Consider the following 15697-nt stretch of genomic DNA (forward strand, 5'->3'; position numbering starts at 1 on the left):
AACGAAGGGACGATGCCTGACTATCAACTCCCCAAACGCCGCCGCATCTTCCTGATGCGTCACGGCGACGTAACCTACTTCGACGACAGCGGCCGCGCGATCGATCCGGAAACGGTGCCGTTGAATACGAATGGCCGCGAACAGGCCAGCGCGGCAGGCCGCGTATTCGCCGAGCAGCAGGTCCGGTTCGATCGGGTGATCGTGAGCGGCTTGCCGCGCACGGTCGAAACGGCGCAGCGCGTATTGGCCGAGACCGGTCAGCAGATCGAACTCGACATCGAGCCGGCATGGCAGGAAATTCGCGGCGGCAAGCTCAGCAACATTCCGCCGCAGGATATCGAATCGGCATTTCTCGGCGTGTTCGATGGTGTCGTGCCGGAAAGCACACGCTTTCTCGACGGCGAAACCATCGGCGCGTTGTTCGACCGCGTGTTGCCCGCGGTAGAGGCGTTGCGCGAGGACACATCGTGGGACACCGTGTTGCTGGTACTGCACGGCGGCGTAAATCGCGCGATTCTGTCGCACGCGCTCACCGCCGGCGGCCGTACTTTCTTCGGCCATCTGGCGCAGGCCACCGGTTGCATCAACGCGCTCGACGTCGGTGCCAAGCCGCGCGACTGGGTACTGCGCGAGATCAACTATTCACCGCCGTCGCCGCTCCATCGCGACGTTCGCAATACCACTATGGAAATGCTCTACGCACAATTCATTCAATACAAGCGTAGCTGAACCCGAACTGGAGGAGACACATGGTGCAAGGCACACAGACCGGCGAACCAGAACAGCAACCGGATTACTCGGCCTTCGAGGGCACGCGTCCGGTCAACGAGCGGCAACGTTTCGACGGCGACGCGCTCGCCGCGTGGCTAAGCCAGCATGTCGACGGCTTTGCCGGGCCACTCACGTTGGAGCAATTCGCCGGCGGCCAGTCGAACCCCACCTTCAAACTCGTCACGCCGTCGCGCTCGTACGTGATGCGCGCGAAGCCCGGGCCAGCCGCGAAGTTACTGCCCTCGGCGCACGCTGTCGAACGCGAATACCGCGTGATGCATGGGCTCGCCGCCACTGACGTGCCGGTCGCGAACATGCTCGCCTTGTGCGAAGACGAAAGTGTGATCGGCCGGGCGTTCTACGTGATGGAGTTCGTCGAAGGCCGCGTGCTGTGGGACCAGTCTCTCCCCGGCATGACACCCGCTGAGCGCGCCGCGATTTACGACGAAATGAATCGCGTGATCGCCGCGCTGCATAGCGTCGACGTCACGGCAATCGGTCTTGCCGACTACGGCAAACCGGGCAATTACTTCGCACGCCAGATCGGCCGTTGGAGCAAGCAGTACGTCGCGTCCGAAACCGAGCCGATCGACGCGATGCAGCGTCTGATCGAATGGCTGCCGCAACACATGCCGGCGGAAACGGGCGAGCGCGCCTCGGTCGTGCATGGCGACTACCGGCTCGACAACCTGATCTTCCATCCCACCGAGCCGCGCGTACTGGCCGTACTCGACTGGGAACTATCGACGCTCGGCGATCCGCTCGCCGATTTCGCCTATCACTGCATGGCGTGGCACGTCGACCCGGCGCAATTCCGCGGCATTGCGGGCCTCGACTGGGCGGCACTCGGCATTCCCGACGAAGCGCAGTACGTCGAGCGCTATTGCAAGCGCACCGGCTTCGAGATCCACGGCGACTGGAATTTCTATCTCGCGTACAACATGTTCCGCATCGCGGCGATCCTGCAAGGGATCATGAAGCGTGTAGTCGACGGCACCGCGGCCAGCGCTCAGGCGCTCGATGCCGGCCGTCGTGCGAAGCCGATGGCAGAACTCGCCTGGCGCTACGCACAGAAAGTACGTTAGCCAAATCAGCGCACCAGATTGCGTTCCTGAACAAACGTCATTCGTCATCCGCGAGGTCATACATGAATTTCGATTACACCCCGAAGGTGCAGGCGCTGCGCGAGAAACTGCTCGCCTTCTTCGACGAACACATCTATCCGAATGAGCAGGCGTTTTATGCCGAGATCGCGCGCAATCGTCAGAACGGAAACGCGTGGCTGCCGACCGAACTGATCGAACAACTAAAACAGAAAGCGCGCGACGCCGGTTTGTGGAACCTGTTCCTGCCTGAATCGGTACGCGGCGCCGGTCTGACAAATCTTGAATACGCACCGCTCTGCGAGATAATGGGCCGTGTGCCCTGGGCGCCGGAAGTGTTCAACTGCAATGCGCCCGACACCGGCAACATGGAAACGATCGAGCGCTACGGCAGCGACGACAACAAGCGCGAATGGCTCGAACCGCTGCTGCAAGGGCAGATCCGCTCGGCGTTTCTGATGACCGAGCCAGAGGTGGCGTCGTCGGACGCGACCAATATCCAGACGAGCATCGTGCGCGATGGCGACACCTACGTGATCAATGGCCACAAGTGGTGGTCGTCCGGTGCTGGGGACCCGCGCTGCAAGGTCTACATCGTGATGGGCAAGACCGATCCTGAGGCGCCGCGTCATGCACAGCAGTCGATGATCCTCGTTCCCGCCGATGCCACAGGCATCACCGTGCACCGCCCGCTCACCGTATTCGGCTATGACGACGCGCCACACGGCCACATGGAAATCACGCTCGAAAACGTGCGCGTGCCGGCTACCAACATGCTGCTTGGCGAAGGGCGCGGCTTCGAAATCGCCCAAGGGCGCCTCGGACCGGGACGCATCCATCACTGCATGCGCCTGATCGGTCTCGCCGAGCGCGCGCTCGAACTCATGGCCAAACGTTCCATGCAACGCGTCGCTTTCGGCAAGCCGGTTTCCGCACAAGGCGTCACGCAGGAGCGCATGGCCGAAGCGCGCTGCATGATCGAACAGGCGCGCCTGCTGACGTTGAAGACCGCGTACATGATGGACACGGTCGGCAACAAGGGCGCGCGCGGCGAGATCGCCATGATCAAGGTGGTCGCGCCGAATATGGCATGCCAGGTGATCGACTGGGCGATTCAGGCGCACGGCGGTGGCGGCGTCAGCGACGATTTCCCATTGGCGTATGCGTACGCCAACGCGCGAACGTTGCGCTTCGCCGATGGCCCCGACGAAGTGCACCGCAACGCGATCGCAAAGCTCGAACTGGCGCGTTATATGGATGCGGGTGCTGCGGCCCAAGTGGAAACGCCGATTACGCGGGTTTGAGATCGAGGTCGGGGCGGCAGCCGACCGCGCGCGGGTTCACCGCCAGCAGCATTGGCCGATCTATGCTCTAATTTTCGTCAACAGCGGCGCCCATTGTGGCGCCGCTTTCACGAAACGAAGGAGCCAGGATGATCGACGTCTATAGCTGGGCAACCCCGAACGGCCATAAGGTTCACATCATGCTCGAGGAAACGGGCCTCGCGTACACGGCGCACGGCGTCGATATCGGCGCGGGCGACCAGTTCAAACCCGAGTTCCTCGCGATTAGCCCGAACAACAAGATTCCGGCAATCACTGATTCCGAAGGTCCTAAAGACGCTGACGGCAAGCCGTTCGCGCTATTCGAATCGGGTGCCATTCTGATTTATCTGGCGGAGAAAACCGGCAAATTCCTGCCGACTGATCCGGCCGCACGCTATGCCACCCTGCAGTGGCTGATGTTCCAGATGGGCGGCATCGGTCCGATGCTTGGGCAAACGCATCATTTCCGCATCTACGCGCCGGAGCCGATCGAATACGCAATCAATCGCTACACGAACGAAACGCGGCGTCTCTATGGCGTGATGGATACGCAGCTCGGCAAGACTCGATATCTGGCCGGCAACGACTACACGATCGCTGACATCGCCGCATTTCCGTGGACGCGCTCGTGGCAAAACCAGGGCATCGAGCTGGATACGCTCCCGAATGTGAAGCGGTGGCATGAAGAAATTGCCGCGCGTCCGGCGGTGGTACGCGGTGTCGAGGTGCTGGCGTCAGCCCGCAAGCCGCTCATGGACGACAAGGCTAAGGAGATGCTGTTCGGCGCGACGCAGTACGCGAAGCGGTAGTCGTCGTGCCGCCGATCCATAGCATCGGCGCGCTCGTTCGCATTGACAACGACTGCGGCATTGCCATCTGTTGAGGCATCGAAATAAAAAAGCGCGAGGCGGCATCACTGCCACTCGCGCTTTTTTGCCACCCGGTCGGCTGTGAACGGTTAGAAATAGTGTCGCGTAATGAACTCCGCGACGCAGACCGGCCGCTCGCTGCCCTGCCGCTCCAGCGTCACACTCCACTCGACCTGCACACCGCTGTTGTCGACGTCGGTAACGGATTCCACCGCAAACCGGGCGCGCAACTGCGAGCCGACCAGCACCGGCGACGTGAACCGCACACGATTCAATCCGTAGTTGACGCCCATACGCTGCTTAAGCGCCACCGTCTTGCCGAGCAACGCCGGAATCAACGACAGTGTCATGAACCCATGCGCGACCGGCCCACCAAACGGTGACTCACGCCGCGCCCGTTCGGGGTCGACGTGAATCCACTGATGATCGCCGGTGGCCTCAGCGAAACGATCGACGCTTGCCTGATCGACCGTCAGCCAGTCGCTAACGAGCGGCTCAGCGCCAATCAACGCACGCAACGCCGCTGCGTCTCCAAACGTTACGGCGGCTACCGCGTTGCCGCCCGTCATGACGCGGCGCCCGGATTGCGCAGTCCGAACAAACCTTTCGAACGCACCGTAATCACGGTTTCGCCGTGCTGGTTGATGCCTTCCCACTGCGTCGAAACGATGCCGCGATCCGGCTTACTCTCCGAAACACGTTTGTCGAGTACCGCGTTCATCATCGTGATCGTGTCGCCGACACGTACCGGCTTCAGCCAGCGAATCTCGTCGATACCGGGCGAGCCCATCGAGGTGGAACCCGCGATCGCGTTGCGCACCAGCATGCCCATCATGACCGAACAGGTATGCCAGCCGCTTGCGACCAGTCCGCGAAACGGCGATGCTGCGGCTGCAGCGTCGTCCACGTGGAATGGCTGCGGATCGAACTTCTCCGCGAACTCGACGATCTCTTCACGCGTGAAAGTATGCTTGCCGATTTCTGTAGTCGTGCCGACTACCATGTCCTCGTAACTCAGACCCATCGCACACCTCTTTCTTATCCGATTCGACCGGCTGATCAGGCTTCGGTCGAGACAAAACCGGGCAGCGCGGCGAAGCGCGCGAGATGGTGATCGACATCGCCCAATGTGGTTTCGATGATAGCAAGGCGTTTGAACAGATGCGCCGCGGCGACCTCGTTCGTGACGCCCATGCCGCCGTGCAACTGCACCGCCTGCTGACCGACGAAACGGGCGGCCTGCCCGACCCGCGTCTTCGCTGCGGAGACGGCGCGGCGACGTTCGTCGGCGTCTGCGCTGGTGTAACGCACGGCCGCGAGATAAGTGATCGAACGCGCCTGCTCGGCGTGAATCAACATCTCGACCATGCGATGCTGTAGCGCCTGGAAACGTGCGATCGGCTGGCCGAACTGCTGGCGCGTCTTGGTGTACTCGCCCGTTGCATGGTTCAGTGCGTCGAGCGCGCCGACCGCTTCCGCGCACAGCAACACCGTGCCGTAGTCTGCAATGTGCTCGAGCGCTGCGGCACCCGAGTGTTTGCCGGCGAGCTGGCGTGCAGGCGTGCCATCGAACTCGAGCGTCGCGGCGCGCTGGCCGTCGATTGTGCGGTAGTCGGTGACTTTGACGCCGGCCGCATCGCGGGCGACGACAAAAAGCGCGATCTCGCCATTCAGCCGAGCCGGCACGATCCAGTAATCCGCTTGCGCACCGTGCAGCACAACCGATTTCGTGCCGGTCAACGTCTGCTGATTGTCTTGGCCGTTCGCAACCGTGTCGACCTCGAACAGATCATAGCGAGCGTGCGGCTCGTGAAATGCCACTGCCAGCTTGATCTCGCCCTGGGCCGCACGTTCGAGCAGCGATGCGTCTTCGCCCTGCCCGGTGCCCGCCAGCCGCAGCGCCTCGATACCCACAGCGGTCGCCCAGTACGGCTCGACCACCAGAGCGCGCCCGAGCTCCTGCATGACCACCAGCATGTCGATCGGGCTGCCGTTGAAGCCACCCTGCGCTTCCGGCACCGGCAACGCAGTCAAGCCCAGTTCGGTGAAAGCTGTCCAGTGCGCGTCCGACACACCGGCTTCCGTTCGCACGATCGCCTGGCGCGCCTCGAACCCGTAGCTCTTGTCAAGGTAGCGGCGCAGCGCGTCAGCGAATTGCTGTTGTTCGTCGTTGAAAGTGAAGTCCATGCGCCGCTCCTCAGAGTCCAAGAATCATCTGCGCGATGATGTTCTTTTGAATTTCGTTCGAGCCGCCGTAAATCGACGTCTTGCGGAAGTTGAAGTAGTACGCGGCCAGCGGCGCGGCGTCATCGTCGCCGGCGAGGCTATGTTCGCGTTCGCCTTCAAGGAACGGCACGTCGAATGGCGCGGCGAGCGGCCCGACCGCTTCGAACATCAGTTCGGTCAACGCCTGCTGCACTTCCGTGCCCTTGATCTTGAGCATCGAGGCTTCCGGACCCGGCCCACGCCCGCCCGTTTCATTGGCGACCACGCGTTGCACGGTGACTTCGAGCGCCATCATTTCGATCTCGAGGCTTGCGACTTTCGCGGCGAACACAGGATCTTGCAGCAGCGGCTTGCCGTTCTTCTTCTGAGCCAGCGCGAGGCGTTTCAGGAATACCAGTTCGCGCTTCGATTGCCCGACGCGCGCAATGCCGGTGCGCTCGTGCCCGAGGAGGTACTTCGCGTAGGTCCAGCCACGATTCTCTTCGCCGACCAGATTCTCGACCGGCACTTTCACGTCTTCGAAAAAGACTTCGTTGACTTCGTGCTCTTCGTCCAGCGTGATGATCGGGCGCACGGTAATACCGGGCGTTTTCATGTCGATCAGCAGGAACGAGATGCCCTCCTGTTTTTTCGCGCCGCTATCGGTGCGCACGAGGCAGAACATCATGTCGGCGTACTGGCCGAGCGTGGTCCAGGTTTTCTGGCCGTTGACCACGTAGTGATCGCCAACGCGCTCGGCGCGGGTGCGCAGCGAGGCCAGGTCGGAACCGGAGCCCGGTTCGGAATAGCCCTGACACCACCAGTCCGTGCCGTCGAGAATGCGCGGCAAATAGTGGCGTTTCTGCGCCTCATTGCCGTACTTCATCAGCACGGGTGCCACCATGGAGACGCCGAACGGCAGCACGGACGGCGCGCCGATACGCGCGCACTCTTCGTCCCAGATATGCCGTTGGGTCGCGTCCCAGCCCGGGCCGCCGTATTCTTTCGGCCACGCGACGACCGACCAGCCGCGCGTGCCGAGCAGCTTGTGCCAATCCGCGAAGTCTTCGCGGTTCAGACGCTTATGGTTGAGTACTTTGTCGCTCAGCTCGCGAGGCAGATTCGCTTCGAGCCAGGCGCGGATGTCGGCGCGGAATGCGTCGTCAGCGGGGGAATAGTCCAGATTCATGCGTCGTGTCTCCTGGCCGCAACCGCCCGCCGCCAGTGAGCCACTGCGCTATTGCAGCGGTTCCTTCAAGGCAGCCGGGACCGGCAACGGCATCACTTCGATGCCTTCTTCGACCAAAGCTTTCGCGTCTTCCGGTGTCGTGACACCGCGAATATTGCGTGCAGGCGCTTCGTTGTAGTGAATGCGCCGTGCTTCCTCGGCGAAGCGGTCACCCACGTTCTCAGTCTTTTCCAGTACCTCGCGCAAGGCACGCATGACGCGCGCCTGCATTTCTCCCGTATCCGCAGGGACTTTCGCTTCGGTCGCTCCCGACAGATTCAGTCGGGGCGCCGATGGCAGACGGCTCACTTCGTTCGCACCGCAGATCGGACATTCGACGAGCTTGCGGGACTGCTGCGACTCGAAGTCATCAGCCGAAGCAAACCAGCCTTCGAACCGATGGCCATGCGGACACTGTAAATCGAGGACCTTCATGTGGAATCAGGGCTTGCGTGCCAGTTTAGCGCAAAATGGACATTTGTGAACGGTCGTTCGTAAATTTTTACGGACGGCGCGTTGACGCCAGGCGTCGCTGACAAATCGAACGCGGTGCGCGATTTTAACGCTTTGCGCAGTGGGCTGCCGAAGGTCGCTCAATCGGTGAGCGGCACACCGAACCCGTCAATAAAAAAGGCACGCTGGTTGTATGGAGTTCATAGGTTCGCGCAGCTGGCCGCTGCGCACCTTTTAAGCCACCAGAAATTCGAGCCGGCGGTTAAGTTGCGGTTCGAGTTCACGCGCCTCTTTGGCAAGGTTGATCTGTTTGGCCGATTTCGCGACATCGAATACGTCCGCCTTGATGTCATACCCGCCACGCTCGGTCAGCCAACCCAGGATGTCCGACAGATGCCACACCGACGCACTGCCCTCGTGAACCGGCGGCGGAAAGTCGATTGCGTGGCTCAGCATGAGCTTGCGCATGTTTTGCCGTGACACGCCCGCGACCTCAGCGACATCCGTCAGGCCGACGAAATCCGGCCCCGCCTCGACAAGGCGCGCAGACGGCACTGCCTGCTTGATATCTTTGAGTGCGCTGACGAGCGCTTCGAATGCCGACGTGCCTTCACGAGCAAAAACCAGTGCCATGCGCCCCGGTTGCCCCACGCCGATCGTAGCGTCATCGCATCCAGCTTCGCCCAGCCGTTCGACGATCTCGTCAAGATCGCAGTCTTCGGCCGAGAGCCGGTACTTCAAGGTGAACACATATTCCATAAGCTACTCCTACCTTCATTCAACTGCGGGCCTTTGCCCTTCGAACACTTTTACTGCCGACGTGTCGTGCAATTGTCGACAATGCGCCTGAGGTGCTTTGCGTGATTGCCGGGATTCTTTGGCGTACTCCACACACTCGAGATGCAAAACTCGCCGCAACGGCATTCCGCGTCGTTGTACGGACAGTAAATCTTTCCCCACGCGTGACCTTTGCCGCCACCTTGCACGCGCCAGCCGTTTCTTTCAGCGTAAACCAGCGCGGCCTCGACCTCTTTCTTTGAATGGACTCCACGAACCATCTATACCCTCCAATTTAGCCCGTGCCCGCATGGTTGTCAAGTGACAACCATGCGGGCACGGTCATAACCAAATATGTCCCACACCCTTCGTTATCCAAAATAAGTGCGATAACAAACCTCGTTGCCAGATGTCGATACTAGAGTGACAACGGCTACGGGGCGAGACTGTCAAATGGCATAGGACTGGAGCCCGTTTTTCAGACACGGGGGGTTACGCATTGAGTCGATATCGTGCCCACAATGACAAAGCCCCTGCCGGTCGTAGACCAACAGGGGCTTTTTGCGGATTTTCTAACCGGCGTGTGAGCCGCGCCCGTTTAGCGTTCTTGCGTTCTGAACCGTGCGCGCTATTGCGGCTCGGCCATTGGCCAGGTACCCGCCAAAACTTTTTCCAGCCAGAACGTGCCAATGATGGTTTTCACGTCCGTCACCTTGCCCGTGCGTACCCATTCCAGCATATCGGTGACGCTGGCCGTGAACAGTTCGAGGAATTCGCCGTCGTCGAGTTTGCGCTCGCCGGCAGTGAGCCCGCGCGCCAGGTAAATATCGATGAATTCGGTCGAGTAGGAAATGATCGGATGAATGCGCGTCAGATAAACATACTCGCGCGCCGTATAGCCGGTCTCTTCCTGCAACTCGCGTTTCGCGCAGGCCAGCGCGCCTTCGTTCGGATCGAGCTTGCCCGCAGGATACTCGACCATGACCTTGCCCATCGGATAGCGATACTGGCTTTCCAGCAACACGCGGCCGTCGTCAAATAGCGGAATCACCATCACGGCGCCCGGATGCTGGACATACTCGCGCGTGGCCTGCTTACCGTCGGGCAAGCGGACCGTATCGCACTTGAGCGTCAGGAATGGCCCTTGATGGATCGTTTTGCTCTCGAGACAGGTCTCGGTGAGCGCAGCGTCGTGATCGGGAAGTTCAGCCATATGCGACCTCTGGACAGCGTGGTGCGCGACGGCGAGACGCCGTCAGCGACGTTTGACGAGATACTGAAAGGTAAAGCCGGGAAATGCGAATACGACGAACAGCGCGAACGTGATCGCGTAGAACTGCCACCCCTGTTCGAAGCGGTTACCCGCGCGCGCTTCCAGCAGGAAACCGAGCGCGCCGACCACAAAGTACAGCACGATCAACTCGGCAATCCGGATCCAGGCGCTCTTCTTCACCGCTTTCAACGGCACGGCGGCGAAGAGGCGCTGATTCAGGAACGGCAGGTTGGCGCCGACCAGCGCCAACAACACGATAAACCAACCCGCAGCCGACATCAGAGCAGCAGCGTGTGCTGGATAGCCTGCAGGCAGGCCTTCAACAGCGGATCCGGCACGATACCGAGCACCAGCACGGCAACACCGTTCAGCGCCAGCAGAGCACGCGTGCTCGTGTCGGCGAGAATCGGCGACTTGTCTTGCGGTTCGTCGAAGTACATCAGCTTGACGATACGCAGGTAGTAGAAGGCACCGAACAACGAAGTGATCACGGCCAGCACGGTCAGCCAGGTCAAGCCGGCATTCATGGTTGCCTGCAGCACCGCGAGCTTGGCGTAGAAGCCGACCGCGGGCGGGATACCGGCGAGCGAGAACATCATCACCATCATGACGAACGCAAACACCGGGCTACGTTGATTCAGGCCCTTGAAGTCCTCGAGCGTATCCGCTTCGAAATCGCGGCGCGCCAGCAGCATGATGATGCCGAAGGTGCCCATCGTCGTGATCAGGTAGACGATGCTGTAGTACATCGCCGAGCCGTACGCGTTGGCGGCGCCCGTGGTCTTGTGGTCGACCACACCGGCCAGCAGGCCCAGCAGCACGAAGCCCATGTTCGAGATCGCCGAATACGCGAGCATCCGCTTGACGTTGCGTTGCACGATACCGGTGATGTTGCCGACGATCAGCGATAGCGCTGCCAGGATCACCAGCATTTCCTGCCATTCGACCGCCAGCGGCAGCAGACCCATCACGAGGAAGCGCAGGCCCCACGCGAATGCCGCCACCTTCGGGCCACCACCGACCATCAGCGTCATGGCCGTTGGAGCGCCCTGATACACGTCAGGCACCCACATGTGGAACGGCACTGCGCCCATCTTGAACGCCACGCCTGCCACGATGAAGATCACGCCGAACAGCAGCACGCTCGGATCGTAGTGGCTCGTGCCGATCGCCTTGAACACTTCGTTCAGGTCGAGCGAACCGGTTGCACCGTACAGCATGGAAATACCGTACAGCAGGAAGCCGGAAGCCAGCGCGCCGAGCACGTAGTACTTCATTGCGGCTTCGTTCGAAGGCGCCGCATCACGGCGCAGTGCGATCGCACCGTACAGCGACAGCGACATCAATTCCAGACCGAGGTACAGCGTCAGGAAGTTGTTGCCCGAGATCATCACGAGCTGACCGAGCAACGAGAACATGCCCAACAGGAAGAACTCACCGCGGAACAACCCGCGATCCTCGAGGTACCGGCGCGAATAAACGATCGACACGGCATAGCCGAGCGTCACCACCGCCTTCATCACGCTGGCGAACGAATCCACCACATACATGTGACCGAAGAAGTAGTGAACCTGCGGATCGAACGCGTTCACCGCGAACCAGATGCCGGCAATCAGCGTCGAGAAGAACGCGATGAAATACGTGGTACGGCGACCGGCCTGGCCGACGAACGTGTCGTTGAGCCACGCGACCACAACGGCGAGCATCACCAGTGCGTCGGGCAACAGGGCAGTCATAGGGGCGTTTTGCATGATCTTTAAATTCCTCCGCTCTGCATTACTGTGGCAACGGCAGTTTGGACTGCGCGACGTGGGAGAGGAGGTTTTCCACGGATACGTGCATCACATCGGTAAAGGGCTTCGGATACAGGCCCATGAACAGCGTCAGTGCGGCGAGCACTGCCAGCATGAAAAATTCGCGACGGTTGATGTCGACGAGGCCCTTCACGTGATCGTTAGCGATCGCGCCGAAGTACACGCGCTTGTACATCCACAGCGTGTAGGCCGCGCCGAGAATCAGCGTGACAGCCGCACCGCCTGCGATCCAGAAGTTGTACTGGACAGCAGCCAGAATCACCATGAACTCGCCGACGAAACCGGAAGTACCCGGCAAGCCGCAATTCGCCATCGAGAACAGCATCACGAACGCCGCGAACTTCGGCATCACGTTGACGACGCCGCCGTAATCGGCGATCTGACGCGAGTGCATGCGGTCGTACAGCACGCCGATGCTCAGGAACATTGCGCCCGACACGAAGCCGTGCGAGATCATCTGTACGATCGCGCCTTCCACGCCGAGCTGATTGAAGATGAAGAAGCCGAGCGTCACGAAACCCATGTGCGCGATCGACGAATACGCGACCAGCTTCTTCATGTCGGTCTGCACCATCGCGACCAGACCGATGTAGATCACCGCGATCAGCGACAGCGTAATGACGACCGGCGCGAGGAAGTGGCTTGCGTCCGGTGCGATCGGCAGCGAGAAGCGCACGAAACCGTAGGCACCGAGCTTCAGCATGATCGCGGCCAGCACGACCGAGCCGCCAGTCGGCGCTTCCACGTGGGCGTCAGGCAACCACGTGTGAACCGGCCACATCGGCACCTTCACGGCGAAGGCCATGAAGAACGCGATAAACAACAATATCTGCGGGGTCATGCCGATCTGCGCGTTCTGCCAGGTAGCCAGATCGAACGTGCCGGTCTGGATGTACAGGTACAGCAACGCAACCAGCATCAACAGCGAACCCATCAGCGTGTACAGGAAGAACTTGAACGCCGCATACACCCGGTTCGCCCCACCCCACACGCCGATGATGATGTACATCGGAATCAGCGTCGCTTCGAAGAACACGTAGAACAGCATGCCGTCCGCTGAACTGAACACGCCGACCATGATGCCGGAGAGGATCAGGAATGCAGCGAGGTACTGCGCCACGTTCTTCGTGATGACTTCCCACGCGGCGATCACGACGATCACCGTAATCAATGCGGTCAACACGACGAACCACATCGAGATGCCGTCGACACCCAGGTGGTACGTGATGTTGAAGCGCTCGATCCAGTTCGCCTTTTCGACGAACTGCAGATCGGCGGTGCTCGAATCAAAACCCGTAATCAGCGGGATCGTCACGATGAAACTGACGACCGAGCCGATCAGCGCTATCCAGCGCGCCGGAGCCGGGTTCCGGTCGGAACCAATAGCCAGGACCAGTAGACCTACGAGGATCGGTAACCAGATCGCGATACTGAGAATCGGATAAGCGTGCATTAGTGTCCCTCGCCTTATTTGCCGCCGAGCGTTACAAACAGGGTCAGGAGCCCCAACATGCCGATAATCATGGCAAACGCGTAGTGGTAGATGTAGCCGGATTGGAGGAAGCGGATCACGCCGGCAAACCAGCCGATAAAGCGTGCGCTGCCGTTGACGATGCCGTCGATAACCACGACGTCGCCTTCCTTCCAGAGACCACGGCCAATCGCCACCGCGCCCCGCGCAAACACGACGTCATTGATCTTGTCCATGTAGTACTTGTTGTCGAGCAGCGTGTAGATCGGACCGAACGCGCGCTTGATGACAGCCGGCAGATCAGGACGAACCAGGTACAGGAACCACGCGACCACGACACCCGCGAGTGCCAGCCACACCGGCAGACCCGAAACCGAGTGCAGACCCATCGACGCCCAGCCCTGGAATTCTTCCGCCATCTCATGCAGCGCCGGATGGTTTTCGCCGATGAAGATCACCTTGTCGAACGCCACACCGTGCTGGAAGAAGTCGCCGAACAGCATCGGACCGACACCGATCGCACCGATCACCACCGACGGAATCGCCAGCAGCACCAGCGGCACCCACACCACCCACGGCGTTTCATGCGGCTCATGCGCGTGGTCGTCGTGACCGTGGCCATGGCCGTGTGCGTCATGGCCGTGACCGTCATGCGCGTGCGCTGCCGCTTCGATGCCCATCGGCGATTCCGGATGCTTCGGATCGCGGAAGCGCTCCTTGCCGTGGAATACCAGGAAGTACATACGGAACGAGTACAGCGCGGTGACGAACACGCTCGCCACCACTGCGAAGTAGGCGAAACCCGAACCCGGCAGATGCGACAGCTTCACTGCGTCGATGATCGAGTCTTTCGAGTAGAAGCCGGAGAAGAACGGCGTGCCGATCAGCGCGAGCGAACCGACCAGCGACGTGATCCACGTGATCGGCATGTACTTGCGCAGGCCGCCCATGTTGCGGATGTCCTGATCGTGGTGCATGCCGATGATCACGGAACCCGCGCCGAGGAACAGCAGCGCCTTGAAGAACGCGTGCGTCATCAGGTGGAACACGGCGACCGAGTAGGCCGATGCGCCGAGTGCGACCGTCATGTAACCGAGCTGCGACAGCGTCGAGTAAGCCACCACACGCTTGATGTCGTTCTGGACGATCCCGAGGAAGCCCATGAACAGCGCCGTGATCGCACCGATCACCATCACAAACGACAGCGCCGTATCCGACAGTTCGAACAGCGGCGACATGCGCGTGACCATGAAGATACCGGCCGTCACCATGGTTGCCGCGTGAATCAGTGCGGAGATCGGCGTCGGGCCTTCCATCGAATCCGGCAGCCAGACGTGCAGCGGGAACTGCGCCGACTTACCCATCGCGCCGATGAAGAGGCAAATACAGGCGACCGTCAGCAGACCCCAGTCCGTACCCGGGAAGCTCAATGCTGCAAGTTCGGTGCGCTTCGCGAAAACGTCGCCGTAGTTCATCGAACCAGCGAATGCGAACAGCAGGCCGATACCGAGCAGGAACCCGAAGTCGCCGATGCGGTTCACGATGAACGCCTTCATGTTCGCGTAGATCGCCGTCGGACGCGTGAAGTAGAAGCCGATCAGCAGGTACGACACCAGACCCACCGCCTCCCAGCCGAAGAACAGCTGCAGGAAGTTGTTGCTCATCACGAGCATCAACATCGAGAACGTGAACAGCGAGATGTACGAGAAGAAGCGCTGGTAGCCGTCGTCGTCGGCCATGTAGCCGATCGTGTAGATGTGCACCATGAGCGACACGAAGGTCACCACGCACATCATCATTGCCGTCAGCGAGTCGACCAGGAAGCCGATCTCGAACTTCGTCTGGCCGATCTGCATCCAGTCATAGACCGTCGCGTTGAAACTCGCGCCGTCCATTACCTGGAAGAAGACGATGGCCGAAAGGATGAAGGAGATCGCGACGCCGAGGATCGTGACCGAATGCGCGCCCGCTCGCCCTACCGCTTTCCCAAACAGCCCCGCAATCAGGGAGCCGGCCAGCGGTGCCAGCGGGATCGCCAGCAGCAGGTTTTCATTGAGTGTCGTTGACATAACCGCTTTACCTGAAATTAACCTTTGAGCTGATCGAGGTCCTCGACATTGATCGTGTCGAGGCTACGGAACAGGGTCACCAGAATTGCGAGGCCGATCGCCGCTTCAGCTGCTGCAACCGTCAGCACGAAGAAGACGAAGATCTGACCATGCACGTCGCCGAGGTAATGCGAGAACGCGACGAAATTGGTGTTCACCGCCAGCAGCATCAGTTCGATCGCCATCAGGATGATGATGACGTTGCGGCGGTTCAGGAAAATGCCCACGACGCTGATCGCAAACAGGATCGCGCCGAGGACAAGGTAATGAGCAAGGGTCAACATGATTTCTATCTCCTGT

Annotated in this window: 17 protein-coding genes; 4 read left to right on the forward strand and 13 right to left on the reverse strand. The window is 60.6% G+C overall.

Annotated elements, in window-relative coordinates; all coding sequences use genetic code 11:
• Positions 1-12 precede the first annotated feature (12 nt).
• The 4 genes from M0D68_RS13385 to M0D68_RS13400 all read left to right on the forward strand — a co-directional run bounded on the left by M0D68_RS13385 (position 13) and on the right by M0D68_RS13400 (position 4008).
• Positions 13-729 (forward strand): histidine phosphatase family protein, encoded by a 717-nt coding sequence (locus M0D68_RS13385; protein ID WP_266224520.1) that lies wholly within the window; start codon positions 13-15, stop codon positions 727-729.
• A 20-nt stretch (positions 730-749) separates the two neighbouring features.
• Positions 750-1856 (forward strand): phosphotransferase, encoded by a 1107-nt coding sequence (locus M0D68_RS13390; protein ID WP_200621919.1) that lies wholly within the window; start codon positions 750-752, stop codon positions 1854-1856.
• Between the two features lie 62 nt (positions 1857-1918).
• On the forward strand, positions 1919-3178 hold the full coding sequence (locus tag M0D68_RS13395; RefSeq protein WP_175052875.1) for an acyl-CoA dehydrogenase family protein: 1260 nt from the start codon (positions 1919-1921) through the stop codon (positions 3176-3178).
• 128 nt (positions 3179-3306) lie between these two features.
• Positions 3307-4008, forward strand: coding sequence for a glutathione binding-like protein (locus M0D68_RS13400; RefSeq protein ID WP_093639674.1), 702 nt, complete (start codon positions 3307-3309; stop codon positions 4006-4008).
• 149 nt (positions 4009-4157) lie between these two features.
• On the opposite strand, the gene M0D68_RS13405 is transcribed toward M0D68_RS13400, so the two are convergent.
• The 13 genes from M0D68_RS13405 to nuoK form a co-directional block, all read right to left on the reverse strand.
• Positions 4158-4637 carry a MaoC family dehydratase gene (locus tag M0D68_RS13405; protein WP_266224521.1) on the reverse strand — a complete coding sequence of 160 codons (480 nt, stop codon included), beginning with the start codon at positions 4635-4637 and terminating at the stop codon, positions 4158-4160.
• Positions 4634-5092, reverse strand: coding sequence for a MaoC family dehydratase (locus tag M0D68_RS13410; RefSeq protein ID WP_093639668.1), 459 nt, complete (start codon positions 5090-5092; stop codon positions 4634-4636). The genes M0D68_RS13405 and M0D68_RS13410 overlap by 4 nt, the downstream gene beginning before the upstream one ends.
• Positions 5093-5127: 35 nt before the next feature.
• Positions 5128-6255: an acyl-CoA dehydrogenase family protein gene (locus tag M0D68_RS13415; protein ID WP_200621918.1), complete on the reverse strand. Its 1128-nt coding sequence runs from the start codon at positions 6253-6255 to the stop codon at positions 5128-5130.
• A gap of 10 nt (positions 6256-6265) precedes the next feature.
• Positions 6266-7462 (reverse strand): acyl-CoA dehydrogenase family protein, encoded by a 1197-nt coding sequence (locus M0D68_RS13420; RefSeq protein ID WP_200621917.1) that lies wholly within the window; start codon positions 7460-7462, stop codon positions 6266-6268.
• Positions 7463-7510: 48 nt separating this feature from the next.
• Positions 7511-7936: a DUF1178 family protein gene (locus M0D68_RS13425; RefSeq protein ID WP_093639658.1), complete on the reverse strand. Its 426-nt coding sequence runs from the start codon at positions 7934-7936 to the stop codon at positions 7511-7513.
• A 252-nt stretch (positions 7937-8188) separates the two neighbouring features.
• On the reverse strand, positions 8189-8713 hold the full coding sequence (locus M0D68_RS13430; RefSeq protein ID WP_200621915.1) for an AlpA family transcriptional regulator: 525 nt from the start codon (positions 8711-8713) through the stop codon (positions 8189-8191).
• 50 nt (positions 8714-8763) lie between these two features.
• Entirely contained in the window at positions 8764-9012 is a 249-nt protein-coding gene (locus tag M0D68_RS13435; protein WP_234487091.1) for a hypothetical protein, read from the reverse strand.
• Between the two features lie 347 nt (positions 9013-9359).
• Positions 9360-9944 carry an NUDIX domain-containing protein gene (locus M0D68_RS13440; RefSeq protein ID WP_266224522.1) on the reverse strand — a complete coding sequence of 195 codons (585 nt, stop codon included), beginning with the start codon at positions 9942-9944 and terminating at the stop codon, positions 9360-9362.
• A 42-nt stretch (positions 9945-9986) separates the two neighbouring features.
• Entirely contained in the window at positions 9987-10283 is a 297-nt protein-coding gene (locus tag M0D68_RS13445; protein ID WP_054034952.1) for a DUF2818 family protein, read from the reverse strand.
• Positions 10283-11755 (reverse strand): NADH-quinone oxidoreductase subunit NuoN, encoded by a 1473-nt coding sequence (gene nuoN, locus M0D68_RS13450; RefSeq protein ID WP_093639649.1) that lies wholly within the window; start codon positions 11753-11755, stop codon positions 10283-10285. The genes M0D68_RS13445 and nuoN overlap by 1 nt, the downstream gene beginning before the upstream one ends.
• A 25-nt stretch (positions 11756-11780) precedes the next feature.
• Positions 11781-13271 (reverse strand): NADH-quinone oxidoreductase subunit M, encoded by a 1491-nt coding sequence (locus M0D68_RS13455; RefSeq protein WP_054034954.1) that lies wholly within the window; start codon positions 13269-13271, stop codon positions 11781-11783.
• A gap of 14 nt (positions 13272-13285) precedes the next feature.
• Positions 13286-15358: an NADH-quinone oxidoreductase subunit L gene (nuoL, locus tag M0D68_RS13460; protein ID WP_093639643.1), complete on the reverse strand. Its 2073-nt coding sequence runs from the start codon at positions 15356-15358 to the stop codon at positions 13286-13288.
• A 17-nt stretch (positions 15359-15375) separates the two neighbouring features.
• Complete coding sequence (gene nuoK, locus M0D68_RS13465) at positions 15376-15681, reverse strand: NADH-quinone oxidoreductase subunit NuoK (RefSeq protein ID WP_013339863.1); 306 nt, start codon at positions 15679-15681, stop codon at positions 15376-15378.
• Between the last annotated feature and the right edge of the window lie 16 nt (positions 15682-15697).

It is taken from the genome of Paraburkholderia sp. SEWSISQ10-3 4, assembly GCF_030464785.1.
Lineage (GTDB): Bacteria > Pseudomonadota > Gammaproteobacteria > Burkholderiales > Burkholderiaceae > Paraburkholderia > Paraburkholderia aspalathi.

Coding starts and splice junctions, on each gene's coding strand:
- M0D68_RS13455 (WP_054034954.1), bottom strand. CDS start 13,271: ATGCACGCTTATCCGATTCTCAGTATCGCGATCTGGTTACCGATCCTC.
- M0D68_RS13400 (WP_093639674.1), top strand. CDS start 3,307: ATGATCGACGTCTATAGCTGGGCAACCCCGAACGGCCATAAGGTTCAC.
- M0D68_RS13440 (WP_266224522.1), bottom strand. CDS start 9,944: ATGGCTGAACTTCCCGATCACGACGCTGCGCTCACCGAGACCTGTCTC.
- M0D68_RS13415 (WP_200621918.1), bottom strand. CDS start 6,255: ATGGACTTCACTTTCAACGACGAACAACAGCAATTCGCTGACGCGCTG.
- M0D68_RS13420 (WP_200621917.1), bottom strand. CDS start 7,462: ATGAATCTGGACTATTCCCCCGCTGACGACGCATTCCGCGCCGACATC.
- M0D68_RS13430 (WP_200621915.1), bottom strand. CDS start 8,713: ATGGAATATGTGTTCACCTTGAAGTACCGGCTCTCGGCCGAAGACTGC.
- nuoL (WP_093639643.1), bottom strand. CDS start 15,358: ATGTCAACGACACTCAATGAAAACCTGCTGCTGGCGATCCCGCTGGCA.
- nuoK (WP_013339863.1), bottom strand. CDS start 15,681: ATGTTGACCCTTGCTCATTACCTTGTCCTCGGCGCGATCCTGTTTGCG.
- M0D68_RS13425 (WP_093639658.1), bottom strand. CDS start 7,936: ATGAAGGTCCTCGATTTACAGTGTCCGCATGGCCATCGGTTCGAAGGC.
- M0D68_RS13405 (WP_266224521.1), bottom strand. CDS start 4,637: ATGACGGGCGGCAACGCGGTAGCCGCCGTAACGTTTGGAGACGCAGCG.
- M0D68_RS13390 (WP_200621919.1), top strand. CDS start 750: ATGGTGCAAGGCACACAGACCGGCGAACCAGAACAGCAACCGGATTAC.
- nuoN (WP_093639649.1), bottom strand. CDS start 11,755: ATGCAAAACGCCCCTATGACTGCCCTGTTGCCCGACGCACTGGTGATG.
- M0D68_RS13395 (WP_175052875.1), top strand. CDS start 1,919: ATGAATTTCGATTACACCCCGAAGGTGCAGGCGCTGCGCGAGAAACTG.
- M0D68_RS13410 (WP_093639668.1), bottom strand. CDS start 5,092: ATGGGTCTGAGTTACGAGGACATGGTAGTCGGCACGACTACAGAAATC.
- M0D68_RS13385 (WP_266224520.1), top strand. CDS start 13: ATGCCTGACTATCAACTCCCCAAACGCCGCCGCATCTTCCTGATGCGT.
- M0D68_RS13445 (WP_054034952.1), bottom strand. CDS start 10,283: ATGTCGGCTGCGGGTTGGTTTATCGTGTTGTTGGCGCTGGTCGGCGCC.
- M0D68_RS13435 (WP_234487091.1), bottom strand. CDS start 9,012: ATGGTTCGTGGAGTCCATTCAAAGAAAGAGGTCGAGGCCGCGCTGGTT.